The organism is Citrobacter sp. GW821-FHT02E08 (assembly GCF_059421685.1).
This window is the reverse complement of sequence record NZ_JBWKVL010000003.1, coordinates 406,107-428,591: the sequence shown is the minus strand read 5'-3', so window position 1 is coordinate 428,591 and position 22,485 is coordinate 406,107. Positions and strand designations below refer to the sequence as shown.

Annotated in this window: 38 protein-coding genes and 1 pseudogene; 1 reads left to right on the top strand and 38 read right to left on the bottom strand. The window is 50.2% G+C overall.

Going from position 1 to position 22,485, the window contains the following annotated elements:
• Window positions 1–3: 3 nt before the first annotated feature.
• The 27 genes from AC07UY_RS06425 to rpsJ all read right to left on the bottom strand — a co-directional run bounded on the left by AC07UY_RS06425 (window position 4) and on the right by rpsJ (window position 13,231).
• On the bottom strand, window positions 4–993 hold the full coding sequence (locus AC07UY_RS06425) for a DNA-directed RNA polymerase subunit alpha (RefSeq protein WP_001162094.1): 990 nt from the start codon (window positions 991–993) through the stop codon (window positions 4–6).
• Window positions 994–1,018: 25 nt separating this feature from the next.
• Window positions 1,019–1,639: a 30S ribosomal protein S4 gene (gene rpsD / locus AC07UY_RS06420; protein WP_000135224.1), complete on the bottom strand. Its 621-nt coding sequence runs from the start codon at window positions 1,637–1,639 to the stop codon at window positions 1,019–1,021.
• 33 nt (window positions 1,640–1,672) lie between these two features.
• The gene (gene rpsK, locus AC07UY_RS06415; RefSeq protein WP_001029684.1) at window positions 1,673–2,062 is read right to left on the bottom strand and encodes a 30S ribosomal protein S11; all 390 of its coding nucleotides are present in this window, start codon (window positions 2,060–2,062) and stop codon (window positions 1,673–1,675) included.
• Window positions 2,063–2,078: 16 nt separating this feature from the next.
• On the bottom strand, window positions 2,079–2,435 hold the full coding sequence (gene rpsM / locus AC07UY_RS06410) for a 30S ribosomal protein S13 (RefSeq protein ID WP_003031135.1): 357 nt from the start codon (window positions 2,433–2,435) through the stop codon (window positions 2,079–2,081).
• Between the two features lie 146 nt (window positions 2,436–2,581).
• Window positions 2,582–2,698: a 50S ribosomal protein L36 gene (gene rpmJ / locus AC07UY_RS06405; RefSeq protein ID WP_000868187.1), complete on the bottom strand. Its 117-nt coding sequence runs from the start codon at window positions 2,696–2,698 to the stop codon at window positions 2,582–2,584.
• Window positions 2,699–2,729: 31 nt separating this feature from the next.
• Window positions 2,730–4,061, bottom strand: a complete 1,332-nt coding sequence (secY, locus tag AC07UY_RS06400) for a preprotein translocase subunit SecY (RefSeq protein WP_001118864.1) — start codon at window positions 4,059–4,061, stop codon at window positions 2,730–2,732.
• A gap of 7 nt (window positions 4,062–4,068) precedes the next feature.
• Window positions 4,069–4,503 carry a 50S ribosomal protein L15 gene (rplO, locus tag AC07UY_RS06395; protein ID WP_162383474.1) on the bottom strand — a complete coding sequence of 145 codons (435 nt, stop codon included), beginning with the start codon at window positions 4,501–4,503 and terminating at the stop codon, window positions 4,069–4,071.
• 3 nt (window positions 4,504–4,506) lie between these two features.
• On the bottom strand, window positions 4,507–4,686 hold the full coding sequence (gene rpmD / locus AC07UY_RS06390; protein WP_001140434.1) for a 50S ribosomal protein L30: 180 nt from the start codon (window positions 4,684–4,686) through the stop codon (window positions 4,507–4,509).
• 3 nt (window positions 4,687–4,689) lie between these two features.
• Window positions 4,690–5,193, bottom strand: coding sequence for a 30S ribosomal protein S5 (rpsE, locus tag AC07UY_RS06385; protein ID WP_003031131.1), 504 nt, complete (start codon window positions 5,191–5,193; stop codon window positions 4,690–4,692).
• 14 nt (window positions 5,194–5,207) lie between these two features.
• Entirely contained in the window at window positions 5,208–5,561 is a 354-nt protein-coding gene (gene rplR, locus AC07UY_RS06380) for a 50S ribosomal protein L18 (protein WP_000358956.1), read from the bottom strand.
• 9 nt (window positions 5,562–5,570) lie between these two features.
• Window positions 5,571–6,104 (bottom strand): 50S ribosomal protein L6, encoded by a 534-nt coding sequence (gene rplF / locus AC07UY_RS06375; protein ID WP_162383475.1) that lies wholly within the window; start codon window positions 6,102–6,104, stop codon window positions 5,571–5,573.
• A 12-nt stretch (window positions 6,105–6,116) separates the two neighbouring features.
• Entirely contained in the window at window positions 6,117–6,509 is a 393-nt protein-coding gene (gene rpsH, locus AC07UY_RS06370) for a 30S ribosomal protein S8 (protein WP_003031127.1), read from the bottom strand.
• Between the two features lie 33 nt (window positions 6,510–6,542).
• Window positions 6,543–6,848: a 30S ribosomal protein S14 gene (rpsN, locus tag AC07UY_RS06365; protein WP_012135425.1), complete on the bottom strand. Its 306-nt coding sequence runs from the start codon at window positions 6,846–6,848 to the stop codon at window positions 6,543–6,545.
• A 13-nt stretch (window positions 6,849–6,861) separates the two neighbouring features.
• Window positions 6,862–7,401 (bottom strand): 50S ribosomal protein L5, encoded by a 540-nt coding sequence (gene rplE / locus AC07UY_RS06360; protein WP_003031123.1) that lies wholly within the window; start codon window positions 7,399–7,401, stop codon window positions 6,862–6,864.
• A 14-nt stretch (window positions 7,402–7,415) separates the two neighbouring features.
• On the bottom strand, window positions 7,416–7,730 hold the full coding sequence (gene rplX / locus AC07UY_RS06355; protein WP_003031122.1) for a 50S ribosomal protein L24: 315 nt from the start codon (window positions 7,728–7,730) through the stop codon (window positions 7,416–7,418).
• A gap of 10 nt (window positions 7,731–7,740) precedes the next feature.
• The gene (rplN, locus tag AC07UY_RS06350; RefSeq protein ID WP_000613954.1) at window positions 7,741–8,112 is read right to left on the bottom strand and encodes a 50S ribosomal protein L14; all 372 of its coding nucleotides are present in this window, start codon (window positions 8,110–8,112) and stop codon (window positions 7,741–7,743) included.
• 162 nt (window positions 8,113–8,274) lie between these two features.
• Window positions 8,275–8,529, bottom strand: coding sequence for a 30S ribosomal protein S17 (gene rpsQ, locus AC07UY_RS06345; RefSeq protein WP_017460070.1), 255 nt, complete (start codon window positions 8,527–8,529; stop codon window positions 8,275–8,277).
• Complete coding sequence (gene rpmC / locus AC07UY_RS06340) at window positions 8,529–8,720, bottom strand: 50S ribosomal protein L29 (protein WP_000644742.1); 192 nt, start codon at window positions 8,718–8,720, stop codon at window positions 8,529–8,531. Before rpmC ends, rpsQ begins: the two co-directional genes overlap by 1 nt.
• Window positions 8,720–9,130 (bottom strand): 50S ribosomal protein L16, encoded by a 411-nt coding sequence (rplP, locus tag AC07UY_RS06335; RefSeq protein ID WP_000941212.1) that lies wholly within the window; start codon window positions 9,128–9,130, stop codon window positions 8,720–8,722. Before rplP ends, rpmC begins: the two co-directional genes overlap by 1 nt.
• Before the next feature lie 12 nt (window positions 9,131–9,142).
• On the bottom strand, window positions 9,143–9,844 hold the full coding sequence (gene rpsC / locus AC07UY_RS06330; protein WP_000529945.1) for a 30S ribosomal protein S3: 702 nt from the start codon (window positions 9,842–9,844) through the stop codon (window positions 9,143–9,145).
• Window positions 9,845–9,861: 17 nt separating this feature from the next.
• Window positions 9,862–10,194 carry a 50S ribosomal protein L22 gene (gene rplV, locus AC07UY_RS06325; protein ID WP_000448832.1) on the bottom strand — a complete coding sequence of 111 codons (333 nt, stop codon included), beginning with the start codon at window positions 10,192–10,194 and terminating at the stop codon, window positions 9,862–9,864.
• Between the two features lie 14 nt (window positions 10,195–10,208).
• On the bottom strand, window positions 10,209–10,487 hold the full coding sequence (rpsS, locus tag AC07UY_RS06320; RefSeq protein WP_001138115.1) for a 30S ribosomal protein S19: 279 nt from the start codon (window positions 10,485–10,487) through the stop codon (window positions 10,209–10,211).
• Between the two features lie 16 nt (window positions 10,488–10,503).
• Window positions 10,504–11,325, bottom strand: a complete 822-nt coding sequence (gene rplB / locus AC07UY_RS06315; protein ID WP_039076813.1) for a 50S ribosomal protein L2 — start codon at window positions 11,323–11,325, stop codon at window positions 10,504–10,506.
• A gap of 17 nt (window positions 11,326–11,342) precedes the next feature.
• Window positions 11,343–11,645, bottom strand: coding sequence for a 50S ribosomal protein L23 (gene rplW, locus AC07UY_RS06310; RefSeq protein ID WP_004868363.1), 303 nt, complete (start codon window positions 11,643–11,645; stop codon window positions 11,343–11,345).
• A complete protein-coding gene (gene rplD, locus AC07UY_RS06305) occupies window positions 11,642–12,247 on the bottom strand; it encodes a 50S ribosomal protein L4 (protein ID WP_003031119.1) in 606 nt (201 codons plus the stop codon). Before rplD ends, rplW begins: the two co-directional genes overlap by 4 nt.
• 10 nt (window positions 12,248–12,257) lie before the next feature.
• Window positions 12,258–12,887, bottom strand: coding sequence for a 50S ribosomal protein L3 (rplC, locus tag AC07UY_RS06300; RefSeq protein WP_162383477.1), 630 nt, complete (start codon window positions 12,885–12,887; stop codon window positions 12,258–12,260).
• Window positions 12,888–12,919: 32 nt separating this feature from the next.
• Window positions 12,920–13,231 carry a 30S ribosomal protein S10 gene (rpsJ, locus tag AC07UY_RS06295; RefSeq protein WP_001181005.1) on the bottom strand — a complete coding sequence of 104 codons (312 nt, stop codon included), beginning with the start codon at window positions 13,229–13,231 and terminating at the stop codon, window positions 12,920–12,922.
• 378 nt (window positions 13,232–13,609) lie between these two features.
• Between rpsJ and AC07UY_RS06290 the strand changes: the two are divergent.
• Window positions 13,610–14,076, top strand: a pseudogene (locus AC07UY_RS06290) (prepilin peptidase).
• Here AC07UY_RS06290 and bfr read toward each other — a convergent pair.
• The 11 genes from bfr to fkpA form a co-directional block, all read right to left on the bottom strand.
• Window positions 14,073–14,549 (bottom strand): bacterioferritin, encoded by a 477-nt coding sequence (gene bfr, locus AC07UY_RS06285; RefSeq protein ID WP_203359771.1) that lies wholly within the window; start codon window positions 14,547–14,549, stop codon window positions 14,073–14,075. The pseudogene AC07UY_RS06290 and the gene bfr overlap by 4 nt on opposite strands.
• Before the next feature lie 72 nt (window positions 14,550–14,621).
• Window positions 14,622–14,816 (bottom strand): bacterioferritin-associated ferredoxin, encoded by a 195-nt coding sequence (bfd, locus tag AC07UY_RS06280; protein ID WP_162383480.1) that lies wholly within the window; start codon window positions 14,814–14,816, stop codon window positions 14,622–14,624.
• A 182-nt stretch (window positions 14,817–14,998) separates the two neighbouring features.
• Window positions 14,999–16,183 carry an elongation factor Tu gene (gene tuf, locus AC07UY_RS06275; RefSeq protein ID WP_192610773.1) on the bottom strand — a complete coding sequence of 395 codons (1,185 nt, stop codon included), beginning with the start codon at window positions 16,181–16,183 and terminating at the stop codon, window positions 14,999–15,001.
• Window positions 16,184–16,253: 70 nt separating this feature from the next.
• Window positions 16,254–18,368, bottom strand: a complete 2,115-nt coding sequence (gene fusA / locus AC07UY_RS06270) for an elongation factor G (protein ID WP_203359769.1) — start codon at window positions 18,366–18,368, stop codon at window positions 16,254–16,256.
• Between the two features lie 96 nt (window positions 18,369–18,464).
• Window positions 18,465–18,935 (bottom strand): 30S ribosomal protein S7, encoded by a 471-nt coding sequence (gene rpsG / locus AC07UY_RS06265; protein WP_003023657.1) that lies wholly within the window; start codon window positions 18,933–18,935, stop codon window positions 18,465–18,467.
• A 95-nt stretch (window positions 18,936–19,030) separates the two neighbouring features.
• Entirely contained in the window at window positions 19,031–19,405 is a 375-nt protein-coding gene (rpsL, locus tag AC07UY_RS06260) for a 30S ribosomal protein S12 (protein WP_003023654.1), read from the bottom strand.
• 125 nt (window positions 19,406–19,530) lie between these two features.
• Window positions 19,531–19,818, bottom strand: a complete 288-nt coding sequence (gene tusB, locus AC07UY_RS06255) for a sulfurtransferase complex subunit TusB (RefSeq protein ID WP_494659777.1) — start codon at window positions 19,816–19,818, stop codon at window positions 19,531–19,533.
• 13 nt (window positions 19,819–19,831) lie between these two features.
• Window positions 19,832–20,191: a sulfurtransferase complex subunit TusC gene (tusC, locus tag AC07UY_RS06250; RefSeq protein ID WP_494659756.1), complete on the bottom strand. Its 360-nt coding sequence runs from the start codon at window positions 20,189–20,191 to the stop codon at window positions 19,832–19,834.
• Window positions 20,191–20,577 (bottom strand): sulfurtransferase complex subunit TusD, encoded by a 387-nt coding sequence (gene tusD / locus AC07UY_RS06245; RefSeq protein WP_494659755.1) that lies wholly within the window; start codon window positions 20,575–20,577, stop codon window positions 20,191–20,193. Before tusD ends, tusC begins: the two co-directional genes overlap by 1 nt.
• The gene (locus AC07UY_RS06240) at window positions 20,577–21,302 is read right to left on the bottom strand and encodes a helix-turn-helix transcriptional regulator (protein WP_192610769.1); all 726 of its coding nucleotides are present in this window, start codon (window positions 21,300–21,302) and stop codon (window positions 20,577–20,579) included. Before AC07UY_RS06240 ends, tusD begins: the two co-directional genes overlap by 1 nt.
• 165 nt (window positions 21,303–21,467) lie before the next feature.
• Window positions 21,468–22,286, bottom strand: a complete 819-nt coding sequence (fkpA, locus tag AC07UY_RS06235) for an FKBP-type peptidyl-prolyl cis-trans isomerase (protein WP_271443968.1) — start codon at window positions 22,284–22,286, stop codon at window positions 21,468–21,470.
• Window positions 22,287–22,485 lie beyond the last annotated feature (199 nt).

Below are 22,485 nucleotides of genomic sequence, written 5' to 3'. Positions count from 1 at the left end.
CGGTTACTCGTCAGCGATGCTTGCCGGTGGCCAGTTTTCCAGGCGCATGCCCAGAGACAGTCCACGGGAAGCCAGCACGTCTTTAATCTCAGTAAGAGATTTTTTACCAAGGTTAGGCGTCTTAAGAAGCTCAACCTCAGTACGCTGTACCAGATCACCGATATAGTGGATAGCTTCTGCTTTAAGGCAGTTAGCAGAGCGGACAGTCAATTCCAGATCGTCAACAGGGCGCAGCAGGATCGGATCGAATTCTGGTTTCTCTTCTTTCACTTCAGGCTGACGTACATCACGTAAGTCAACAAAAGCTTCCAGTTGTTCAGCCAGAATGGTTGCCGCACGACGAATCGCCTCTTCAGGATCGATTGTGCCGTTGGTTTCCATTTCGATGACCAGCTTGTCCAGGTCGGTACGCTGTTCTACACGCGCTGCTTCAACATTGTAGGCAATACGCTCTACAGGGCTGTAGCATGCGTCGACCAGCAGACGGCCGATTGGGCGCTCATCTTCTTCCGAATGAATTCGGGTAGAAGCCGGCACATAACCACGACCGCGCTGAACTTTGATACGCATGCTAATAGACGCGTTCTCATCGGTCAGGTGGCAGATCACGTGCTGCGGCTTGACGATTTCGACATCCCCATCATGGGTGATATCGGCTGCAGTCACAGGGCCAATGCCAGATTTATTCAAGGTAAGAATAACTTCATCTTTACCCTGAACTCTCACCGCCAGCCCTTTCAGGTTGAGCAGGATTTCCAGGATATCTTCCTGAACGCCTTCTTTGGTGCTGTACTCATGTAGTACACCATCAATCTCAACCTCGGTCACCGCGCAACCCGGCATCGATGAGAGCAGAATACGGCGCAGTGCGTTACCCAGAGTATGGCCAAAGCCACGCTCTAAAGGCTCAAGGGTCACCTTGGCGTGCGTCGAACTCACTTGCTCGATATCTACCAGGCGCGGTTTTAGAAACTCTGTCACAGAACCCTGCATTGTGTCCTCTCTTTGGTACTAAGCTTTACTTGGAGTAAAGCTCGACGATCAGGTGTTCGTTAATGTCCGCAGACAGATCAGAACGCTCAGGCTTACGCTTAAACGTACCTTCCATCTTGCCAGCATCAACTTCCAGCCAGGTTGGCTTTTCACGCTGCTCAGCCAGCTCCAGAGCGGCTTTCACGCGAGACTGCTTCTTCGCTTTCTCACGAATGCTAACAACGTCATTCGGACTAACCTGATAAGAAGCGATGTTAACAACACGACCGTTTACCATAATTGCTTTATGGCTTACCAGCTGACGTGCTTCTGCACGAGTGGCGCCGAAGCCCATACGGTATACAACGTTGTCCAGACGACCTTCCAGCAGAGCCAACAGGTTTTCACCGGTGTTGCCTTTCAGACGTGCTGCTTCTTTGTAGTAGTTACGGAACTGACGCTCCAGCACACCGTAGATACGGCGAACTTTTTGCTTTTCACGCAACTGCACACCATAGTCAGACAGACGCGGTTTACGCGCACCGTGCTGGCCAGGAGCTTGTTCAATTTTACACTTGGTATCGATCGCGCGAACGCCAGACTTAAGGAATAAGTCGGTGCCCTCACGACGGCTCAGCTTGAGCTTAGGACCCAAATATCTTGCCATTTTCTTTCTCCAACAAACCTGGAAACGACAGCGTTATACGCGGCGTTTTTTCGGCGGACGACAACCGTTATGAGGGATCGGAGTCACATCAGTAATATTAGTGATGCGGAAACCAGCGGCGTTCAGTGCACGAATAGTAGATTCGCGACCTGGACCCGGTCCTTTGACCATAACTTCCAGATTCTTGATGCCGTATTCTTTTACGGCGTCAGCGCAACGCTCTGCTGCAACCTGAGCTGCAAACGGAGTGGATTTGCGAGAACCACGGAAACCGGAACCACCGGCTGTTGCCCAACCCAGCGCGTTACCCTGACGATCAGTGATAGTCACGATGGTGTTGTTGAAAGAAGCATGGATATGAGCCACGCCGTCAGAGACTTGTTTTCTTACACGTTTACGTGCACGAATTGGTGCCTTTGCCATTATTCAATCACCCCGATTATTTCTTGATCGGTTTGCGCGGACCCTTACGGGTACGTGCGTTGGTCTTGGTACGCTGACCGCGAACCGGGAGACCACGACGATGACGCAAACCGCGATAGCAACCAAGGTCCATAAGGCGCTTGATGCTCATGCTAACTTCACGGCGCAGATCACCTTCAACGACAAATTTGGCAACTTCGTCACGCAGCGTGTCGATTTGTTCTTCAGACAGCTCACTGATCTTAACATCTTCAGCGATACCCGCTGCAGCCAAAATGGCCTTGGAACGGGTCTTGCCGACGCCGTAGATCGAAGTTAATGCGATCACAGCATGTTTCTGATCAGGAATGTTAATGCCTGCTATACGGGCCACTATGCACTCCTACTATTTAATATGTACGCACCATGCTGAAAAGCCCGTTTTCAGGATACTCAAATGGAAACGCACAGACATACAAAAGATTGGCTGGCTAATCTAGCCAGCTCAACCCAACTTTGCAAGAAAAATATGCGAATAAATCAGCCTTGGCGCTGTTTATGCTTCGGCTCGGCACTGCAAATCACACGGATGACACCATCACGCTTAACGATTTTGCAGTTACGGCATAATTTCTTGACGGAAGCACGAACTTTCATTTTTACTCTCCGTAACTTCTCGGGCGACCAATTATCGGCCGTAGCCTTTCAGGTTCGCCTTCTTCAATGCAGACTCGTACTGACTTGACATCATTAGAGTTTGCACTTGAGCCATAAAGTCCATAATCACGACAACAACGATAAGCAGTGAGGTCCCACCGAAGTAGAACGGTACTTTCATTGCATCACGCATGAACTCCGGGATCAGGCAGATAAAGGTAATGTAGAGCGCACCGACCAGGGTCAGACGGGTCATTACTTTATCGATATACTTCGCCGTTTGCTCTCCCGGACGAATTCCTGGTACAAATGCACCGGACTTCTTCAGGTTATCTGCTGTTTCACGCGGGTTGAAAACCAACGCCGTGTAGAAGAAACAGAAGAATATGATTGCAGACGCATAGAGTAACACATAAAGCGGTTGCCCAGGCTGCAAATACAGCGAAATTGTTGTCAGCCAGTTCCAACCGGTTCCGCCCCCGAACCATGACGCGATGGTTGCTGGGAACAGAATGATACTGGAAGCGAAAATTGCCGGGATAACCCCCGCCATATTCACTTTCAGCGGTAAATGTGTGCTCTGTGCAGCATAGACACGACGACCTTGCTGACGTTTCGCGTAGTTTACCACAATGCGGCGTTGACCACGCTCAACAAATACAACAAAGAACGTCACTGCAAATACTAATACTGCAACCAACAGCAACACGAGGAAGTGCAGGTCGCCTTGACGCGCTTGCTCGATAGTATGGGCAATGGCTGGCGGGAGTCCCGCAACGATACCGGCGAAGATAATGATCGAGATACCGTTACCGATACCACGTTCAGTAATCTGTTCGCCGAGCCACATCAGGAACATAGTCCCTGTAACCAGACTCACAACAGCGGTGAAATAGAATGCAAAGCCCGGGTTCATTACCAGGCCCTGCATACCAGGCATATTCGGCAAACCGGTAGCAATACCGATCGACTGGAATATCGCCAACACCAGAGTACCGTAGCGGGTGTACTGGCTGATCTTACGACGACCAGACTCCCCTTCTTTCTTGATTTCTGCCAACGTTGGGTGAACCACCGTCAGCAGCTGGATAATAATCGATGCCGAAATATACGGCATGATACCCAGAGCAAAGATAGAAGCACGGCTGAGAGCACCACCAGAGAACATGTTGAACATTTCAATGATGGTGCCTCGCTGTTGCTCAAGCAGTTTGGCAAGTACAGCGGCATCAATACCAGGGATCGGAATGAAAGAGCCAATACGGAACACAATCAGCGCGCCGATTACAAACAGCAGTCTGCGTTTCAGCTCGCCTAAGCCACCTTTGGCACTTTGAAAATCTAATCCCGGTTGTTTAGCCATCTGCTACTTATTCCTCGATTTTACCGCCAGCAGCTTCGATAGCAGCACGAGCGCCTTTAGTAACACGCAGGCCACGAACAGTTACCGGAGTTGAAACTTCACCAGCCAGGATCACTTTCGCGAACTCGATCTGGATACCGATAATGTTAGCTGCTTTCAGCGTGTTCAGGTCTACAACGCCGCCTTCTACTTTAGCCAGGTCAGACAGACGAACTTCGGCTGTAATCGCTGCTTTACGAGAAGTGAAGCCGAATTTCGGCAGACGACGGTACAGAGGCATCTGACCACCCTCGAAACCGCGACGTACGCCACCGCCAGAACGAGACTTCTGACCTTTGTGACCACGACCACCGGTTTTACCGAGGCCAGAACCGATACCACGACCCAGGCGTTTACCCGCCTTTTTGGAGCCTTCGGCCGGAGACAGAGTATTTAAACGCATCTCTTACTCCTCAACTTTAACCATGAAGGAAACCGCGTTGACCATACCACGAACAGCAGGAGTATCCTCGCGTTCTACGGTGTGACCAATACGACGCAGACCCAGGCCAAGCAGCGTTGCCTTGTGTTTCGGCAGACGACCGATTGCACTGCGGGTTTGAGTAATTTTAATAGTCTTTGCCATGGTTTATTTCCCCAGAATTTCTTCAACGGATTTACCACGCTTGGCAGCGACCATTTCCGGAGATTTCATATTTTCCAGACCATCGATAGTTGCACGAACCACGTTAATCGGGTTGGTGGAACCATACGCTTTAGCCAGAACGTTACGAACTCCAGCGACTTCCAGGACGGCGCGCATTGCACCACCGGCGATGATACCGGTACCTTCGGAAGCCGGCTGCATGAATACACGAGAACCCGTGTGAGTACCCTTAACCGGGTGCTGCAGGGTGCCGTGGTTCAGCGCGACGTTAATCATATTGCGACGAGCTTTTTCCATCGCTTTCTGGATCGCTGCCGGAACTTCGCGTGCTTTACCGTAACCAAAACCAACGCGGCCATTACCATCACCAACAACAGTCAGAGCTGTGAAGGAGAAAATACGACCACCTTTAACGGTTTTAGATACGCGGTTTACCGCGATCAGCTTTTCCTGCAGTTCGCCAGCTTGTTTTTCGATGTGAGCCATCTTACACCTCTACCTTAGAACTGAAGGCCAGCTTCACGGGCAGCATCTGCCAGTGCCTGGACACGACCATGATATTGGAACCCGGAACGGTCAAAGGAAACATCTTTGATGCCTTTTTCCAGAGCGCGTTCGGCGACAGCTTTACCCACAGCTGCAGCAGCGTCTTTGTTACCGGTGTACTTCAGTTGTTCAGCGATAGCTTTTTCTACAGTAGAAGCAGCTACCAGAACTTCAGAACCGTTCGGTGCAATTACCTGTGCGTAAATATGACGCGGGGTACGATGTACCACCAGGCGAGTTGCGCCCAGCTCTTTGAGCTTGCGGCGTGCGCGGGTCGCACGACGGATACGAGCAGATTTCTTATCCATAGTGTTACCTTACTTCTTCTTAGCCTCTTTGGTACGCACGACTTCGTCGGCGTAACGAACACCCTTGCCTTTGTAAGGCTCAGGACGACGGTAGGCACGCAGATCTGCTGCAACCTGACCGATCACCTGCTTATCAGCGCCTTTCAGCACGATTTCAGTTTGAGTCGGGCATTCTGCAGTAATCCCTGCCGGCAGCTCATGATCAACAGGGTGAGAGAAACCCAGAGACAGGTTTACTACATTCCCTTTGACCGCTGCACGATAACCTACACCAACCAGCTGCAGCTTCTTAGTGAAGCCTTCGGTAACACCGATAACCATTGAGTTCAGCAGGGCACGCGCGGTACCAGCCTGAGCCCAACCGTCTGCGTAACCATCACGCGGACCGAAGGTCAGTGCATTATCTGCATGATTAACTTCAACAGCATCGTTGAGAGTACGAGTCAGCTCGCCGTTTTTACCTTTGATCGTAATAACCTGACCGTTGATTTTTACATCAACGCCGGCAGGAACAACGACCGGTGCTTTAGCAACACGAGACATTTTTTCCTCCGATTAGGCTACGTAGCAGATAATTTCGCCACCAAGACCAGCTTGGCGCGCTGCACGATCAGTCATAACACCTTTAGAGGTAGAAACAACTGCGATACCCATGCCGGCCATAACTTTCGGCAGCTCATCTTTACGTTTGTAGATGCGCAGACCTGGGCGGCTGACACGCTGAATGCTTTCTACAACAGCTTTACCCTGGAAATACTTAAGAGTCAGTTCCAGTTCCGGCTTGGTGTCGCCTTCAACTTTAAAATCTTCAATAAAACCTTCTTCCTTCAGCACGTTGGCAATTGCCACTTTCAGCTTGGAGGAAGGCATGGTGACCGCAGCTTTGTTCGCGGCCTGACCGTTACGGATACGGGTCAGCATATCCGCGATCGGATCTTGCATGCTCATCTGTCTTTACTCCCGTGATTCAATTGGTGACAATTACCAGCTAGCCTTTTTCAAGCCTGGTACTTCACCGCGCATGGCGGCTTCACGCAGCTTAATACGGCTCAACCCGAACTTGCCCACATAACCATGTGGACGACCTGTTTGACGGCAGCGGTTACGCTGACGAGACGGGCTGGAATCACGCGGCAGAGTCTGCAGCTTAAGAACGGCATTCCAACGATCTTCGTCGGAAGCGTTCACATCAGAGATGATCGCTTTCAGTTCAGCGCGTTTCGCGAAGTATTTATCAGCTAAAGCTACGCGTTTTACTTCGCGTGCTTTCATTGATTGCTTAGCCATTAGTAACCCTACCTTACTTGCGGAACGGGAAGTCAAAGGCAGCCAGCAGAGCACGGCCTTCTTCGTCAGATTTCGCAGTAGTGGTAATGGTAATATCCAAACCACGCACGCGGTCGACTTTATCGTAGTCGATTTCTGGGAAGATGATCTGCTCACGGACACCCATGCTGTAGTTACCACGACCGTCGAAAGACTTAGCGGACAAGCCACGGAAGTCACGGATACGTGGAACAGCAATAGTGATCAGGCGCTCAAAGAACTCCCACATGCGTTCGCCACGCAGAGTTACTTTACAGCCGATCGGATAGCCCTGACGGATTTTGAAGCCTGCAACTGATTTGCGTGCTTTGGTGATCAACGGTTTTTGACCGGAGATTGCTGTCAGATCAGCTGCTGCGTTATCCAGCAGTTTCTTGTCAGCGATCGCTTCACCAACACCCATGTTCAGGGTGATCTTCTCGACCCGAGGGACTTGCATGACAGAATTGTAGTTAAACTCAGTCATGAGTTTAGCGACTACTTCGTCTTTGTAGTAATCATGCAGTTTCGCCATCGTACTACTCCAAATTACTTGATAGTTTCGCTGTTAGACTTGAAGAAACGGACTTTTTTGCCGTCTTCGAATCTAAAGCCTACACGGTCGGCCTTGCCGGTTGCCGCGTTGAAGATAGCAAGGTTAGAGATCTGAATAGCTGCTTCTTTCTCTACAATGCCGCCTGGTTGGTTCAGGGCCGGAACCGGCTTCTGATGTTTCTTAACCAGGTTGATACCTTCAACAATGACCTTGCCGGAAGACAGGACATTTTTTACTTTACCGCGTTTACCTTTATCTTTACCGGTTAACACGATAACTTCGTCATCACGACGGATTTTCGCTGCCATGATTCGCTCCTTAGAGTACTTCTGGTGCCAGAGAGATAATTTTCATGAACTTCTCGTTGCGAAGTTCACGAGTTACCGGCCCAAAAATACGCGTACCGATAGGCTGCTCACTGTTATTGTTTAAAATAACGCATGCATTACCATCGAAGCGAATGACAGAACCGTCCGGGCGACGAACACCCTTCTTGGTGCGCACCACTACCGCCTTCAGCACATCACCTTTTTTGACCTTACCACGCGGAATTGCTTCCTTGATGGTGATCTTGATGATGTCGCCTACGCCTGCGTAGCGACGGTGCGAGCCACCCAGAACCTTGATACACATTACGCGACGTGCACCGGAGTTGTCGGCGACGTTCAGCATAGTCTGTTCTTGGATCATTTTAGTGCTCCGCTAATGTCAACTACTACTGAGACCCGAATATCAGGTCATTAAAAAGCCCCATATTGAGGGCGCAGCATTATAACACCGCTCAAACGATATGGGTAGAAAAAATAAACGGCTCACTGCTGAGCCGTTTATTCGTTGAGAATGCATACTCTATTACAGAATAGCTTTCTCTACAACGCGAACCAGCGTCCAGGACTTAGTCTTGGACAGCGGACGGCATTCGCGGATTTCAACCACGTCACCAGTACCGCATTCGTTGTTCTCGTCATGTACGTGCAGTTTGGTCGTACGCTTAATGAATTTACCGTAGATCGGGTGTTTCACAAAACGTTCGATAGCAACAACAATGGATTTCTCCATTTTGTCGCTAACAACGCGACCTTGCAGAGTACGGATTTTATCGGTCATTACGCACCCGCCTTCTCAGTCAGTAAAGTCTTAACGCGTGCGACATCACGACGCACTTGCTTCAACAGGTGAGACTGTTGCAGCTGGCCACTTGCAGCCTGCATACGCAGGTTGAACTGCTCACGTAGCAGATTCAGCAGCTCGGTGTTCAGCTCTTCAACACTCTTCTCACGCAGCTCTTTTGCTTTCATTACATCACCGTCTTAGTTACAAAGGTGGTTTTAATCGGCAGTTTCGCTGCTGCCAGCTTGAATGCTTCACGGGCCAGCTCTTCCGGTACGCCGTCCATTTCATACAGGACTTTACCCGGCTGAATCAAGGCAACCCAATACTCCACGTTACCTTTACCTTTACCCATACGCACTGCCAGCGGCTTTTCAGTGATCGGTTTGTCCGGGAATACACGGATCCAGATCTTACCTTGACGCTTAACTGCACGGGTCATAGCACGACGTGCTGCTTCGATCTGACGGGCAGTCAGACGACCACGGCCAACAGCTTTCAGACCGAAGCTGCCGAAGCTAACATCCGTACCCTGCGCCAGACCGCGGTTACGGCCTTTGTGCATTTTACGGAATTTTGTACGCTTTGGTTGTAACATCAGCGACGCTCCTTATTTACGGCCTTTACGCTGCTGCTTTTTAGGTTGAGCAGCCGGTTTTTCCGGTTGTTCAACAGCAGCCATACCACCCAGGATCTCGCCTTTGAAGATCCACACTTTAACGCCGATTACACCGTAAGTGGTGTGCGCTTCAGAGGTGTTGTAGTCGATGTCAGCACGCAGAGTGTGCAGAGGAACGCGACCTTCGCGGTACCATTCGGTACGTGCAATTTCCGCGCCGCCCAGACGGCCGCTAACTTCAACTTTAATACCTTTCGCGCCCAGACGCATTGCGTTCTGTACAGCACGCTTCATAGCACGACGGAACATAACGCGACGTTCCAGCTGAGAAGTGATGCTGTCAGCAACCAATTTTGCGTCCAGTTCAGGCTTACGCACTTCGGCGATATTGATCTGGGCAGGAACGCCAGCAATATCAGCTACGACTTTGCGCAGTTTTTCTACGTCTTCGCCTTTCTTACCGATAACGATACCCGGACGAGCGGTGTGAATAGTCACACGGATGCTCTTAGCCGGACGCTCGATAACGATACGAGATACAGACGCTTTAGCCAGTTCCTTAGTCAGGTACTGACGTACTTTAAAATCGCTGTCCAGGTTGTCAGCGAATTCTTTGGTGTTCGCAAACCAGGTTGAGTTCCATGGTTTTACAATACCCAGGCGAATACCATTAGGATGTACTTTCTGACCCATTGCTAGTCTCCAGAGTCTCAGCGATCGGACACAACCACAGTAATGTGGCTGGTGCGCTTCAGGATGCGATCTGCACGACCTTTTGCACGCGGCATAATGCGCTTCATGCTCGGGCCTTCGTCTACGAAAATTTTCGTAACTTTCAGATCGTCAATGTCAGCGCCATCGTTGTGTTCAGCGTTAGCAATGGCAGATTCCAGAACTTTCTTGACCAGTACAGCCGCTTTCTTATTGGTGTAGGTCAGAATATCCAGGGCCTGCGACACTTTCTTACCGCGAATCAGGTCTGCAACAAGGCGAACCTTCTGAGCAGAAGAACGAGCATGGCGATGTTGAGCTAAAGTTTCCATCTCTTCCTCCTACCTTATTTCTTCTTCGCTTTTTTATCAGCAGCGTGGCCGCGATAAGTACGAGTCGGTGCGAATTCACCCAGTTTGTGACCGACCATTTCATCGGAAACAAATACCGGAACGTGCTGACGACCATTATGGACAGCGATGGTCAAACCGATCATGTTAGGAAAGATCGTTGAACGACGGGACCAAGTGCGCAGGGGCTTCTTGTCTCCGCTTTCCACCGCTTTCTCTACCTTCTTCAGCAAGTGCAGGTCAATAAAAGGACCTTTCTTGAGAGAACGTGGCATGGCTTATCCTCTAAAATTATTTGCTACGGCGACGTACGATGAATTTATCAGTACGCTTGTTGCTGCGGGTCTTCTTACCTTTGGTCTGAACGCCCCACGGAGTTACCGGGTGCTTACCAAAGTTACGACCTTCACCACCACCATGTGGGTGGTCGACTGGGTTCATCGCAGTACCGCGAACGGTAGGACGAACACCACGCCAGCGTGCAGCACCTGCTTTACCCAGAACGCGCAGCATATGCTCAGCATTGCCAACTTCGCCCAGAGTTGCACGGCAGTCTGCTTCGACTTTACGCATTTCACCAGAACGCAGACGCAGGGTGACATAAGCACCATCACGAGCAACGATCTGAACGTAAGTACCAGCGGAACGAGCCAGCTGACCGCCTTTACCTGGTTTCATTTCTACGTTATGAACGGTAGAACCAACCGGGATATTGCGCATCGGCAGGGTGTTACCTGCTTTGATTGCAGCATCAACGCCAGACTGAATCTGGTCGCCAGCTTTCAGGCCTTTAGGGGCCAGGATGTAACGGCGTTCGCCATCTTTGTACAGAACCAGCGCGATGTTCGCGGAACGGTTCGGATCGTACTCAAGACGTTCAACAACTGCCGGGATACCATCTTTGTTGCGTTTGAAGTCAACCAGACGGTATGCCTGCTTGTGGCCACCACCAATATGACGAGTGGTGATACGGCCATTGTTGTTACGACCACCGGATTTGCTGTTTTTTTCCAGCAACGGAGCAAAAGGTTTGCCCTTGTGCAGCTCAGGGTTAACCACTTTAACGACGTGGCGACGACCCGGAGATGTCGGTTTACATTTAACAACTGCCATTGTATTACTCCTCCGACTTACTCAGCGCCGCCAACGAAGTCCAGATTCTGGCCTTCCTTCAGGGTGACGTAAGCTTTTTTCCAGTCGCTACGACGACCGATACGCTGTCCGTGACGTTTAACTTTCCCTTTAACTACCAGGGTGTTAACGACTTCGACTTCGACTTCAAACAGTTTCTGCACAGCAGCTTTGATTTCTGCTTTGGTCGCGTCTTTAGCAACTTTGAGAACGATGGTATTGGTTTTTTCCATCGCAGCAGACGCTTTTTCAGAAACGTGCGGTGCACGCAGCACCTTCAGCAAACGTTCTTCACGAATCATGCCAGCATCTCCTCAACTTGCTTAACAGCATCAGCAGTCATTACGACTTTGTCGAAGGCGATCAGGCTAACCGGGTCGATACCAGTTGCATCGCGTACGTCAACCTTGTGCAGGTTGCGCGCAGCCAGGAACAGGTTCTCGTCCAGCTCACCGGTGATGATCAGCACATCTTCCAGAGCCATGTCTTTCAGTTTCTGTGCCAGCAGCTTAGTTTTAGGCGCTTCTACAGAGAATGATTCGACAACGATCAGACGATCCTGACGTACCAGTTCGGACAGAATGCTTTTCAGCGCGCCGCGGTACATCTTTTTGTTAACTTTTTGACTGTGGTCCTGCGGGCGAGCAGCGAAGGTCACGCCACCGGAACGCCAGATCGGGCTCTTGATAGAACCTGAACGCGCACGGCCGGTACCTTTCTGGCGCCACGGCTTTTTGCCTGAACCAGTTACTTCAGCACGAGTCTTCTGAGCACGAGTACCCTGACGAGCACCAGCTGCATAAGCAACAACAACCTGGTGAACCAGCGCTTCGTTGAAATCACGACCGAAGGTAGTTTCGGAAACAGTCAGCGCGCTCTGCGCGTCTTTCAATACTAATTCCATTGCTATCCCCTTACGCCTTCACAGCTGGTTTAACGATCAGGTCGCAACCGGTCGCACCCGGAACACCACCTTTAACCAGCAGCAGGTTGCGCTCAGCGTCAACGCGTACTACGTCAAGGCTCTGAACGGTGACACGCTCGTTACCCATCTGACCTGCCATTTTCTTGCCTTTGAACACTTTGCCCGGAGTCTGGTTCTGACCGATAGAACCCGGAACGCGGTGAGACAAGGAGTTACCGTGAGTAGCGTCCTGGGTACGGAAGTTCCAGCGCTTAACGGTACCAGCGAAACCTTTACCTTTAGAGGTACCGGTTACGTCAACTTTTTTAACGTCAGCAAACAGTTCAACGCTAATGCTCTGACCTACGGTGAATTCTTCACCATCTGCCAGACGGAACTCCCACAGGCCGCGGCCAGCTTCTACGCCAGCTTTAGCAAAGTGGCCAGCTTCCGGCTTAGTTACACGGTTAGCTTTTTTAGCACCGGTGGTAACCTGAACAGCGCGGTAGCCATCGTTAGCCAGATCTTTAACCTGAGTAACGCGGTTTGCTTCAACTTCGATTACGGTTACTGGGATAGATACGCCATCTTCAGTGAAGATGCGGGTCATACCCACTTTTTTACCGACTAAACCAATCATTGTATCAACCTCTCAATCGCTCGATGACCTGATTAACCCAGGCTGATCTGCACGTCTACACCGGCAGCCAGGTCCAGACGCATCAGAGCATCAACGGTTTTTTCAGTTGGCTCAACGATGTCAACCAGACGCTTGTGAGTGCGAATTTCGTACTGATCACGCGCGTCTTTGTTAACGTGCGGGGAGATCAGAACGGTAAAGCGCTCTTTGCGGGTCGGCAGCGGGATCGGACCACGAACTTGCGCACCAGTGCGCTTAGCAGTCTCGACGATTTCCGCGGTTGATTGATCGATCAGACGATGATCAAACGCTTTCAAACGGATACGGATTCTTTGGTTCTGCATGAGACCAGAGCTCCAATTATTTTATAGACGAAATAGTTACTCCTCAAACCCATTACGATTGATGGGAGAGTGTAACCGTTCTTACAGAGTTCCCCGATTGGGAACATTGTCTGGTATCGCTTTCGCAGTACCTGTGGCTCATATCGAACCGCTGTCAATATTAGACAAGCCCGCGCATTATACGTAAATCTCAGTCTTACGCAAGCGCCGCGTAGATATTAATCATTTTTTCGACAATGCAGGCGCCCTTCCATCCTGTCTGTACGAATTCCAAATTTCATTTTTTCTGCGGAACGAAGGAAACAAAACGGCAGATACAACATTGCATGAAAAGCTGTCGCCGCTAATGTGGTCTCACTGTCTACTCAGGAGTTATCCATGTACTCTACGCTTCCTTTTCTACTCACATACCTTTTTTATCAGGGCGTCTGTGGATCACCGATTTACGAACGGGTTTTTTACCCGATAGATTAACCTGCCCTCTTCTTTGGAGCGGTCTCATTTACCATCAGCTTTTGCTGCCCGCACGTTTGTCCGCTGCCCTATGGGGAGCCGTAGCGGGGTATGTCCTGTTCGCTCTTCTGTACTGGGGTTATCGTCTGGCTTACCGACAAGAAGGGTTGGGCTATGGCGATGTGAAGTTTCTTGCCGCCCTGGGCGCATGGCATGAATGGCAGTCATTACCCATGCTGGTGTTTATTGCCGCTTTTTTGGCCTGCGCCGCGGTGGGGACGGATTACTTCAGGTATGGTAGGGCGGTATTAAAAAACCCGCTGCCTTTTGGGCCATACATGGCGGCTGCGGGTTTTATCATAGGATGGAAAACACTGATGCCGGAGAGTTAGTCTACGACTTTAATTTGTGATTGCAGATAATTTTGCAAGCCAAGTTTCGAAATTAAATCCAGCTCGGTTTCCAGCCAGTCGATGTGCCCTTCTTCATCGGCAAGAATTTCAATCATCATATCCCTGCTGACATAATCATGGACGGTATCTGCGTAAGCGATAGCTTCACGTAGATCTTTTGCGCCTTCAAGTTCAAGCCGAAGGTCGGATTGCAGCATCTCTTCGACATCTTCACCAATGCCTAGCTTGCCAAGATCCTGCAAATTTGGAATGCCCTCCAAAAACAAGATACGCTCGATGTACTTATCAGCGTGCTTCATCTCATCAATGGACTCATGGTATTCGACATCATTGAGGCGAATCAGGCCCCAATTTTTAAACATACGAGCATGGAGAAAATACTGGTTGATCGCGACAAGCTCATTACCCAATAGTTTATTGAGATAACTTATGATTTTAACATCACCTTTCATTTTATAGTCCCTCCGCTTCCACTCTTTGAAGAGTAGATGGGGCTACAGGGATGTCAAAAAAAAGAATGTGACTCAGGCGATCTCTTTAAATTCCGGTATCTGTGTCAATTCGTCCTGCATCACTTCACGAGCAGCCCGAACACACTTACCACATTGATTTCCAATAGCAATAAACTTACGCAATTGTTGAAAAGATTGTGGATGAAACTGACGTACCGCCTGACGGATTTTTTTATCACTGACACCATTACACAAACAAACGTACATGATCGCTCCCGTTCAATTTCTGCGCAAAGTGTAAATGAGAATAGTTATGATTACAATAGCACAAATATATAGACGCAGCCGGAGAGCAATAAAAAATGCGAATAAATATGACAGGCTAAATGCCAGGCAGCAAAAAGGGCGCCGTAGCGCCCTTTTTAAGCTCAAAACTAATTATTAAATAATTAGCTCATTACTTTAGCAACAACGCCCGCGCCAACGGTACGGCCGCCTTCACGGATTGCGAAACGCAGACCGTCGTCCATCGCGATCGGGTGAATCAGGGTAACAACCATTTTGATGTTGTCGCCCGGCATTACCATCTCTACGCCTTCTGGCAGTTCGATGGTACCAGTCACGTCAGTAGTACGGAAGTAGAACTGCGGACGGTAGCCTTTGAAGAACGGAGTATGACGGCCGCCTTCGTCTTTGGACAGGATATAAACTTCAGATTCGAACTTGGTGTGCGGCTTGATGGAACCCGGCTTAGCCAGTACCTGACCACGTTCGATTTCTTCACGTTTGATACCACGCAGCAGAACACCAACGTTCTCACCAGCACGGCCTTCGTCCAGCAGTTTGCGGAACATTTCAACGCCAGTACAGGTAGACTTGGCAGTCTCTTTGATACCAACGATTTCAACTTCTTCACCAACTTTAACGATACCGCGCTCTACACGACCGGTAACAACGGTACCACGACCGGAGATGGAGAATACGTCTTCGATAGGCAGCAGGAACGGCTTGTCAATCGCACGCTCTGGTTCCGGGATGTAAGAATCCAGGAAGCCAGCCAGTTCGATGATTTTCGCTTCCCACTCTGCTTCGCCTTCCAGCGCTTTCAGAGCAGAACCACGAACGATCGGAGTGTCGTCGCCCGGGAAATCGTACTGAGACAGAAGTTCACGAACTTCCATTTCTACCAGTTCCAGCAGCTCTTCGTCATCAACCATGTCGCATTTGTTCAGGAACACGATGATGTACGGAACGCCTACCTGACGACCCAGCAGGATGTGCTCACGAGTCTGCGGCATCGGGCCGTCAGTCGCAGCAACAACCAGGATCGCGCCGTCCATCTGCGCAGCACCGGTGATCATGTTTTTAACATAGTCGGCGTGGCCCGGGCAGTCTACGTGTGCGTAGTGGCGAGTCGGGGTGTCATATTCAACGTGAGACGTGTTGATGGTGATACCACGAGCTTTTTCTTCCGGTGCGTTATCGATCTGGTCGAAAGCACGAGCAGCACCGCCGTAGGTTTTAGCCAGTACGGTGGTGATTGCAGCGGTCAGAGTAGTTTTACCGTGGTCGACGTGGCCGATAGTACCAACGTTGACGTGCGGTTTTGTACGTTCAAATTTTTCTTTAGACACGGCTATATTCCTTACTATAGTGCTCTCCCCTTCAGGAGAGAGCACGGGACTTAGGTTTTAACCCCGGGGCTTATTTACCACGGGCTTCGATTACGGCCTGAGCAACGTTGTTCGGCGCATCATCATACTTCAGGAATTCCATCGTGTATGATGCACGACCTTTGGTCAGAGAACGCAGCTGAGTTGCATATCCGAACATTTCAGACAGCGGAACTTCAGCGTGGATCTTAACGCCAGTTACTTCAGATTCCTGACCGCGCAGCATACCGCGACGACGGCTCAAGTCACCGATAACATCACCAGTGTTCTCTTCCGGAGTCTCTACTTCAACCTTCATGATCGGCTCAAGCAGAACAGGTTTTGCTCTCTTAAAGCCTTCTTTAAAGGCGATAGAAGCAGCCAGTTTAAACGCCAGTTCAGAGGAGTCAACGTCATGGTAAGAACCGAAGTGCAGACGAACACCCATGTCTACTACCGGGTAACCAGCCAGCGGACCAGACTTCAACTGCTCCTGGATGCCTTTATCAACGGCAGGGATGTATTCGCCAGGAATTACACCACCTTTAATGTCGTTGACGAACTCGTAACCTTTCGGGTTAGAGCCCGGCTCCAGCGGGTACATGTCGATAACGACGTGACCATACTGACCACGACCACCAGACTGTTTCGCGTGCTTACCTTCGATATCGGTAACTTTCGCACGAATCGCTTCGCGGTAAGCAACCTGAGGTTTACCGACGTTCGCTTCAACGTTGAATTCACGCTTCATACGGTCAACGATGATGTCGAGGTGCAGTTCACCCATACCGGCGATGATGGTCTGGTTAGATTCTTCGTCAGTCCATACGCGGAATGACGGGTCTTCTTTAGCCAGACGACCCAGAGCCAGACCCATTTTTTCCTGGTCAGCTTTGGTTTTCGGTTCTACTGCGATGGAGATTACCGGCTCAGGGAATTCCATACGCTCCAGAATGATCGGTTTGTCCGGATCACACAGAGTATCACCAGTAGTCACGTCTTTCAGACCGATCGCAGCAGCGATGTCGCCTGCGCGAACTTCTTTGATCTCTTCACGTTTGTTAGCGTGCATCTGAACGATACGACCGAAACGCTCACGTGCAGATTTCACGGAGTTCAGTACGGTATCACCAGAGTTAACCACACCGGAGTACACACGGAAGAAGGTCAGGTTACCTACGAACGGGTCGGTAGCGATTTTGAACGCCAGCGCAGAGAACGGCTCGTCATCACTTGCGTGACGCTCAGCCGGAGTATCTTTACCGTCGTCCAGGATACCGTTGATCGCAGGAACATCAGTCGGAGCCGGCAGGTAATCGATTACCGCATCCAGCATCGCCTGAACACCTTTGTTCTTAAACGCAGAACCGCAGGTTACCAGGATGATTTCGTTGTTCAGAACGCGCTGACGCAGAGCTTTCTTGATTTCTTCCTCGGTCAGCTCTTCGCCGCCCAGGTATTTTTCCATCAGCTCTTCAGACGCTTCCGCAGCGGACTCAATCAGGTTCTGGTGCCATTCTTCAGCCAGTTCCTGCATGTCAGCCGGGATATCTTCGTATTCGAAGGTTACACCTGCGTCTGCTTCGTTCCAGTTGATGGCTTTCATTTTCACCAGGTCAACAACACCGGTGAAACCTTCTTCAGCACCAATTGCCAGCTGCAGCGGAACCGGGTTCGCGCCCAGACGGGTTTTGATCTGACCAACAACTTTCAGGAAGTTCGCACCCATGCGGTCCATTTTGTTAACGAACGCAATGCGTGGAACTTTATATTTGTTTGCCTGACGCCATACGGTTTCAGACTGCGGCTGAACACCACCAACTGCGCAGTAAACCATTACCGCACCATCAAGAACACGCATGGAACGTTCTACTTCGATAGTGAAGTCAACGTGCCCCGGGGTGTCGATGATGTTTACGCGATGCGGCTCATACTGCTTAGCCATACCTGACCAGAATGCAGTAGTCGCTGCGGAAGTGATAGTAATACCACGTTCCTGCTCCTGCTCCATCCAGTCCATGGTAGCTGCGCCGTCATGAACTTCACCGATTTTATGGTTTACACCGGTGTAGAACAGAATACGTTCGGTAGTGGTGGTTTTACCGGCGTCGATGTGCGCACTGATACCGATGTTACGGTAGCGTGCGATGGGTGTTGTACGAGCCATTTGATTCCTCGTTTATCTTTTAGGCGTTCAATTTAAGTAGCCCAAAGCGGGCTGCTTGCAAGAAGCGCCCGCCTGGTAACTATTACTCCGAAGGGATTACCAACGGTAGTGTGCGAACGCCTTGTTGGCTTCTGCCATACGGTGAACGTCTTCACGTTTCTTAACTGCAGTACCTTTGTTTTCTGCAGCATCAGAAAGTTCGTTCGCCAGGCGCAGAGCCATGGATTTATCACCGCGTTTACGAGCAGCTTCAACGATCCAACGCATTGCCAGAGCATTACGACGAACCGGACGGACTTCAACTGGTACCTGATAAGTAGAACCACCAACGCGGCGAGACTTAACTTCGACAGTCGGGCGCACGTTTTCGAGAGCTACTTCGAAAGCTTCCAGTTCGTTTTTACCAGAACGCTGAGCCAGGGTCTCAAGCGCGCTGTATACGATAGTTTCGGCAGTAGATTTTTTACCATCTACCATCAGGATATTTACAAATTTAGCCAGCAGTTCTGATCCGAACTTCGGATCCGGCAGAATTTTACGCTGACCAATGACGCGACGACGTGGCATGGAAATACTCCGTTGTTAATTCAGGATTGTCCAAAACTCTACGAGTTTAGTTTGACATTAATTTAAAACGTTTGGCCTTACTTAACGGAGAACCATTAAGCCTTAGGACGTTTCACGCCATACTTGGAGCGTGATTGCTTACGGTCTTTAACGCCGGAGCAGTCAAGCGCACCACGAACGGTGTGGTAACGAACACCCGGGAGGTCTTTTACACGACCGCCACGGATCAGGATCACGGAGTGCTCCTGCAGGTTGTGACCTTCACCACCGATGTAGGAAGTCACTTCAAAACCGTTAGTCAAACGAACACGACATACTTTACGCAGTGCGGAGTTCGGTTTTTTAGGAGTGGTAGTATATACACGAGTACATACGCCACGTTTCTGCGGGCATGCTTCCAGCGCAGGCACGTTGCTCTTTGCAACTTTGCGTGCGCGTGGTTTGCGTACCAGCTGGTTAACTGTTGCCATTAAATAGCTCCTGGTTTTAGCTTTTGCTTCGTAAACACGTAATAAAACGCCCTCATACAATATGAGGACGCAGAATTTTAGGGCGACGTCGAAAAGGTGTCAAGAAATATACAACAATCCCGCAATTACCAGGTCATCTGGCGGGGATGTTTCGCCACAAGTCTGACGAAGTCAGTATAGTCAACCCTGACGACGCTGTCTGAAATTTGACCACCCAAACCGCGAGCTTTAATGTCTTCTTCCAGCACGTATATCTTAATGGGGGCATTCAGCAAACTTTCAAGGAAACGGCTGCCTTCGATAGCGGTCATCACGCCATCCTGTAGCAACAAAATCTCATCCCCTTCTTTGAGCAGACGAAGAAGAGAGGAGAGATCCGAATGCCACGCAGAGCGATGTAAAGTGTGCAATATAGACATAAGGGACTCAGAACCTCAGGATAACGTCATAGCCATCAAGCTCATTGCGCAACGCTTCAGGCTCAAGCAGTGTCGCATCAATGACAAAGCGCGTGTCTTCCGACAGGCCACGTTCACGCATAGAGGCGGCGCAGATCCAACACTGTTCAATGTCGTAGAGTTCCAGCAGTTTAAAGGTGGCAATGTAGTCGCGCGCCAACACCACATCAGGTTTTTGCCCCTGAAGTATCTGAAAAACGCCATCGCCAATAAAAAAGACGCCAAGCGCTTCTGTTAATGCAGATGTTGCCAGCAACGCATCCAGCCCTTCACGGCCCGATGCGCTACCGTGCGGCGCAGTAGAAAATACAAAAGCAATGCGTTTCATTAAAATTGCACCACGCGATCGCAGGTCAGCGATGCTTCCGCCAGAGCTCCAAGCCCACTGAGAATGAAACCTGGCTGTAAGTTAGCCGCAGCCAGGCCTAGTCTGGCAGACTCCGTTTCATCCACAATCCCCCGGCGCAACGCCGCCGCAACACAGATGTTTAATGTCACACCCTGCGTTTGGTTCAGCTGTTGCCAGGCACGTACCACGTCAAATTCGTCACTGGCAGGCGACGTCAGCATGTTGGCGTTATAGACACCGTCCTGGTAGAAAAAGACACTGCTCAGTTCGTGCCCCTCATTGAGCACCGCCTGGGCAAACTGCAAGGCGCTGCTCGCCTGCTGTGTGCCGTAAGCAGGCCCAGTGACCACAATGGCGAAACGCATTACTTAGTATCCTGTCCCTGAAAATCGCCGCTTTTGAACTGACGTATGTAGAGGTATACCGTGTGCTTGGAGATGTTCAGGCGGTCAGCCACCTGGTTAATCGCATCTTTGATATCGAAGATGCCTTTCTCGTAGAGGTTGAGCACAATCTGGCGGTTCTTCGTATTGTTAGACACGTTTCGGTCAGCGTTCACTTCTTCAATCGTGAACTCCAGCGTTTGCGTGACCAAATCTTCTACCGAGGAGGCAAAGTTAACGGAGGAACCCACTTCCGGCGTTTCCGGTGGAATGAAGGTATTCATAATCTGTGAGAACGGTACATCAAGGTTCATGTTGATGCACAGTAGACCAATCACACGATGCTCGCGGTTGCGAATAGCAATCGTCACCGACTTCATCAAGACACCGCTTTTCGCGCGTGTAAAGTAGCACTTCGACACGCTGCTGTCCGCACCCGTCATATCATGCAGCATGCGCAACGCAAGATCAGTAATCGGCGAGCCAATTTTGCGGCCCGTGTGTTCACCGTTAGCAATGCGAATTGCCGAGCATTTCAAATCCTGCAAAGAGTGCAATACGATTTCACAATGGGAACCAATGAGCATCGCTAACCCGTCCACCACCGCTTCGTAGGATTTCAGAATATCGAAGTCGGTTTGATCGAAAGGACGTTGATCCAGTAAATCAAGCTCACTGGTTTCGTTGGTTAAAAGCGACCTGGACATGAAAAAAAACACTCCTTTTCAGGAGCCTGTCGGTATGTTTTCAGGGCAGGCTCATTATTTACGCGGACAACTAAATTAATACAGCGGACGTTCCGCTTTCCAGTACTAATTATATCCGGCCTGCAATTAAAAAACCGCCGCCATAGTGGCGGCGGTTCTCAGTTTTTATTTTTTAGCAGCATCTGCTGCTTTAGCGTCAGCTTCTGCTGGCGCTGCGGCATCCGCTTTCGGTGCCGGTTTGATGTCCAGCAGCTCTACGTCGAATACCAGCGTAGAGTTAGCCGGGATGCCCGGAACGCCAGTTTTGCCGTAAGCCAGATCCGGTGGGATAACCAGTTGGATCTTACCGCCTTTCTTGATGTTCTTCAGACCTTCAGTCCAGCCAGGGATCACACCATCCAGACGGAAAGAGAGCGGCTCACCACGGGTGTAAGAGTTATCGAACTCTTTACCGTCAATCAGCGTACCTTTGTAATTCACCACCACAGTATCGCTGTCTTTCGGCGCATCACCCGTACCGGCTTTTTCTACTTTATAGACGAGGCCAGTAGAAGAGGTTTTAGCCCCTTTCTCTTTAGCGAATTTCTCGCGGAATGCTTTGCCTTTGGTTTCGTTTTCAGTCGCGTCTTTTTCCATCTTCGCCTGAGCGGAGCTCTTCACGCGAGCTTCAAACGCCTGTAGCGTTTGTTCGATTTCCTGGTCAGACAATTTGCTCTTGTCTGCAAACGCATCCTGAACACCCGCGATCAGCTGATCTTTGTCCAGTTTAATGCCTAATTTTTCCTGTTCCTTCAGGGAGTTTTCCATGTAACGACCCAGAGAAGCACCCAGCGCATACGCTGATTTCTGATCGTCATTTTTGAACGCAGCTTTGCTGTCGGCAGTTGCCGCAGGTTTTGCAGCATCAGCAGCGAAAGTGATCGGAGCGTGCAGAGCAACGGCCATTGTGGTCGCCAGCAGCGTTACTTTAAACAGTGATTTCATCCATATCTCCAGGGCCGGGGCATCTCACCCCAGGGTTAACTTACACAAGAAACGTACTATAAAGCGTTGTAGAACAAATCAACATACGAACACGCCCTATTATCACCCCTTTTCAGACTCTTTTTGTTTAATTTAGTTTCCTGAAAGGTTAATGAGTACTGTGCAATCCCGTAAAGTTAAGTAGAATCCGCGGCCGGGA

Bases quoted from the DNA above. Each gene is read 5' to 3' on its own strand.
- AC07UY_RS06425 (WP_001162094.1), bottom strand. From the start codon at position 993: ATGCAGGGTTCTGTGACAGAGTTTCTAAAACCGCGCCTGGTAGATATC.
- rpsD (WP_000135224.1), bottom strand. From the start codon at position 1,639: ATGGCAAGATATTTGGGTCCTAAGCTCAAGCTGAGCCGTCGTGAGGGC.
- rpsK (WP_001029684.1), bottom strand. From the start codon at position 2,062: ATGGCAAAGGCACCAATTCGTGCACGTAAACGTGTAAGAAAACAAGTC.
- rpmJ (WP_000868187.1), bottom strand. From the start codon at position 2,698: ATGAAAGTTCGTGCTTCCGTCAAGAAATTATGCCGTAACTGCAAAATC.
- secY (WP_001118864.1), bottom strand. From the start codon at position 4,061: ATGGCTAAACAACCGGGATTAGATTTTCAAAGTGCCAAAGGTGGCTTA.
- rplO (WP_162383474.1), bottom strand. From the start codon at position 4,503: ATGCGTTTAAATACTCTGTCTCCGGCCGAAGGCTCCAAAAAGGCGGGT.
- rpmD (WP_001140434.1), bottom strand. From the start codon at position 4,686: ATGGCAAAGACTATTAAAATTACTCAAACCCGCAGTGCAATCGGTCGT.
- rpsE (WP_003031131.1), bottom strand. From the start codon at position 5,193: ATGGCTCACATCGAAAAACAAGCTGGCGAACTGCAGGAAAAGCTGATC.
- rplR (WP_000358956.1), bottom strand. From the start codon at position 5,561: ATGGATAAGAAATCTGCTCGTATCCGTCGTGCGACCCGCGCACGCCGC.
- rplF (WP_162383475.1), bottom strand. From the start codon at position 6,104: ATGTCTCGTGTTGCTAAAGCACCGGTCGTTGTTCCTGCCGGCGTTGAT.
- rpsH (WP_003031127.1), bottom strand. From the start codon at position 6,509: ATGAGCATGCAAGATCCGATCGCGGATATGCTGACCCGTATCCGTAAC.
- rpsN (WP_012135425.1), bottom strand. From the start codon at position 6,848: ATGGCTAAGCAATCAATGAAAGCACGCGAAGTAAAACGCGTAGCTTTA.
- rplE (WP_003031123.1), bottom strand. From the start codon at position 7,401: ATGGCGAAACTGCATGATTACTACAAAGACGAAGTAGTCGCTAAACTC.
- rplX (WP_003031122.1), bottom strand. From the start codon at position 7,730: ATGGCAGCGAAAATCCGTCGTGATGACGAAGTTATCGTGTTAACCGGT.
- rplN (WP_000613954.1), bottom strand. From the start codon at position 8,112: ATGATCCAAGAACAGACTATGCTGAACGTCGCCGACAACTCCGGTGCA.
- rpsQ (WP_017460070.1), bottom strand. From the start codon at position 8,529: ATGACCGATAAAATCCGTACTCTGCAAGGTCGCGTTGTTAGCGACAAA.
- rpmC (WP_000644742.1), bottom strand. From the start codon at position 8,720: ATGAAAGCAAAAGAGCTGCGTGAGAAGAGTGTTGAAGAGCTGAACACC.
- rplP (WP_000941212.1), bottom strand. From the start codon at position 9,130: ATGTTACAACCAAAGCGTACAAAATTCCGTAAAATGCACAAAGGCCGT.
- rpsC (WP_000529945.1), bottom strand. From the start codon at position 9,844: ATGGGTCAGAAAGTACATCCTAATGGTATTCGCCTGGGTATTGTAAAA.
- rplV (WP_000448832.1), bottom strand. From the start codon at position 10,194: ATGGAAACTTTAGCTCAACATCGCCATGCTCGTTCTTCTGCTCAGAAG.
- rpsS (WP_001138115.1), bottom strand. From the start codon at position 10,487: ATGCCACGTTCTCTCAAGAAAGGTCCTTTTATTGACCTGCACTTGCTG.
- rplB (WP_039076813.1), bottom strand. From the start codon at position 11,325: ATGGCAGTTGTTAAATGTAAACCGACATCTCCGGGTCGTCGCCACGTC.
- rplW (WP_004868363.1), bottom strand. From the start codon at position 11,645: ATGATTCGTGAAGAACGTTTGCTGAAGGTGCTGCGTGCACCGCACGTT.
- rplD (WP_003031119.1), bottom strand. From the start codon at position 12,247: ATGGAATTAGTATTGAAAGACGCGCAGAGCGCGCTGACTGTTTCCGAA.
- rplC (WP_162383477.1), bottom strand. From the start codon at position 12,887: ATGATTGGTTTAGTCGGTAAAAAAGTGGGTATGACCCGCATCTTCACT.
- rpsJ (WP_001181005.1), bottom strand. From the start codon at position 13,231: ATGCAGAACCAAAGAATCCGTATCCGTTTGAAAGCGTTTGATCATCGT.
- bfr (WP_203359771.1), bottom strand. From the start codon at position 14,549: ATGAAAGGTGATGTTAAAATCATAAGTTATCTCAATAAACTATTGGGT.
- bfd (WP_162383480.1), bottom strand. From the start codon at position 14,816: ATGTACGTTTGTTTGTGTAATGGTGTCAGTGATAAAAAAATCCGTCAG.
- fusA (WP_203359769.1), bottom strand. From the start codon at position 18,368: ATGGCTCGTACAACACCCATCGCACGCTACCGTAACATCGGTATCAGT.
- rpsG (WP_003023657.1), bottom strand. From the start codon at position 18,935: ATGCCACGTCGTCGCGTCATTGGTCAGCGTAAAATTCTGCCGGATCCG.
- rpsL (WP_003023654.1), bottom strand. From the start codon at position 19,405: ATGGCAACAGTTAACCAGCTGGTACGCAAACCACGCGCACGCAAAGTT.
- tusC (WP_494659756.1), bottom strand. From the start codon at position 20,191: ATGAAACGCATTGCTTTTGTATTTTCTACTGCGCCGCACGGTAGCGCA.
- tusD (WP_494659755.1), bottom strand. From the start codon at position 20,577: ATGCGTTTCGCCATTGTGGTCACTGGGCCTGCTTACGGCACACAGCAG.
- AC07UY_RS06240 (WP_192610769.1), bottom strand. From the start codon at position 21,302: ATGTCCAGGTCGCTTTTAACCAACGAAACCAGTGAGCTTGATTTACTG.
- fkpA (WP_271443968.1), bottom strand. From the start codon at position 22,286: ATGAAATCACTGTTTAAAGTAACGCTGCTGGCGACCACAATGGCCGTT.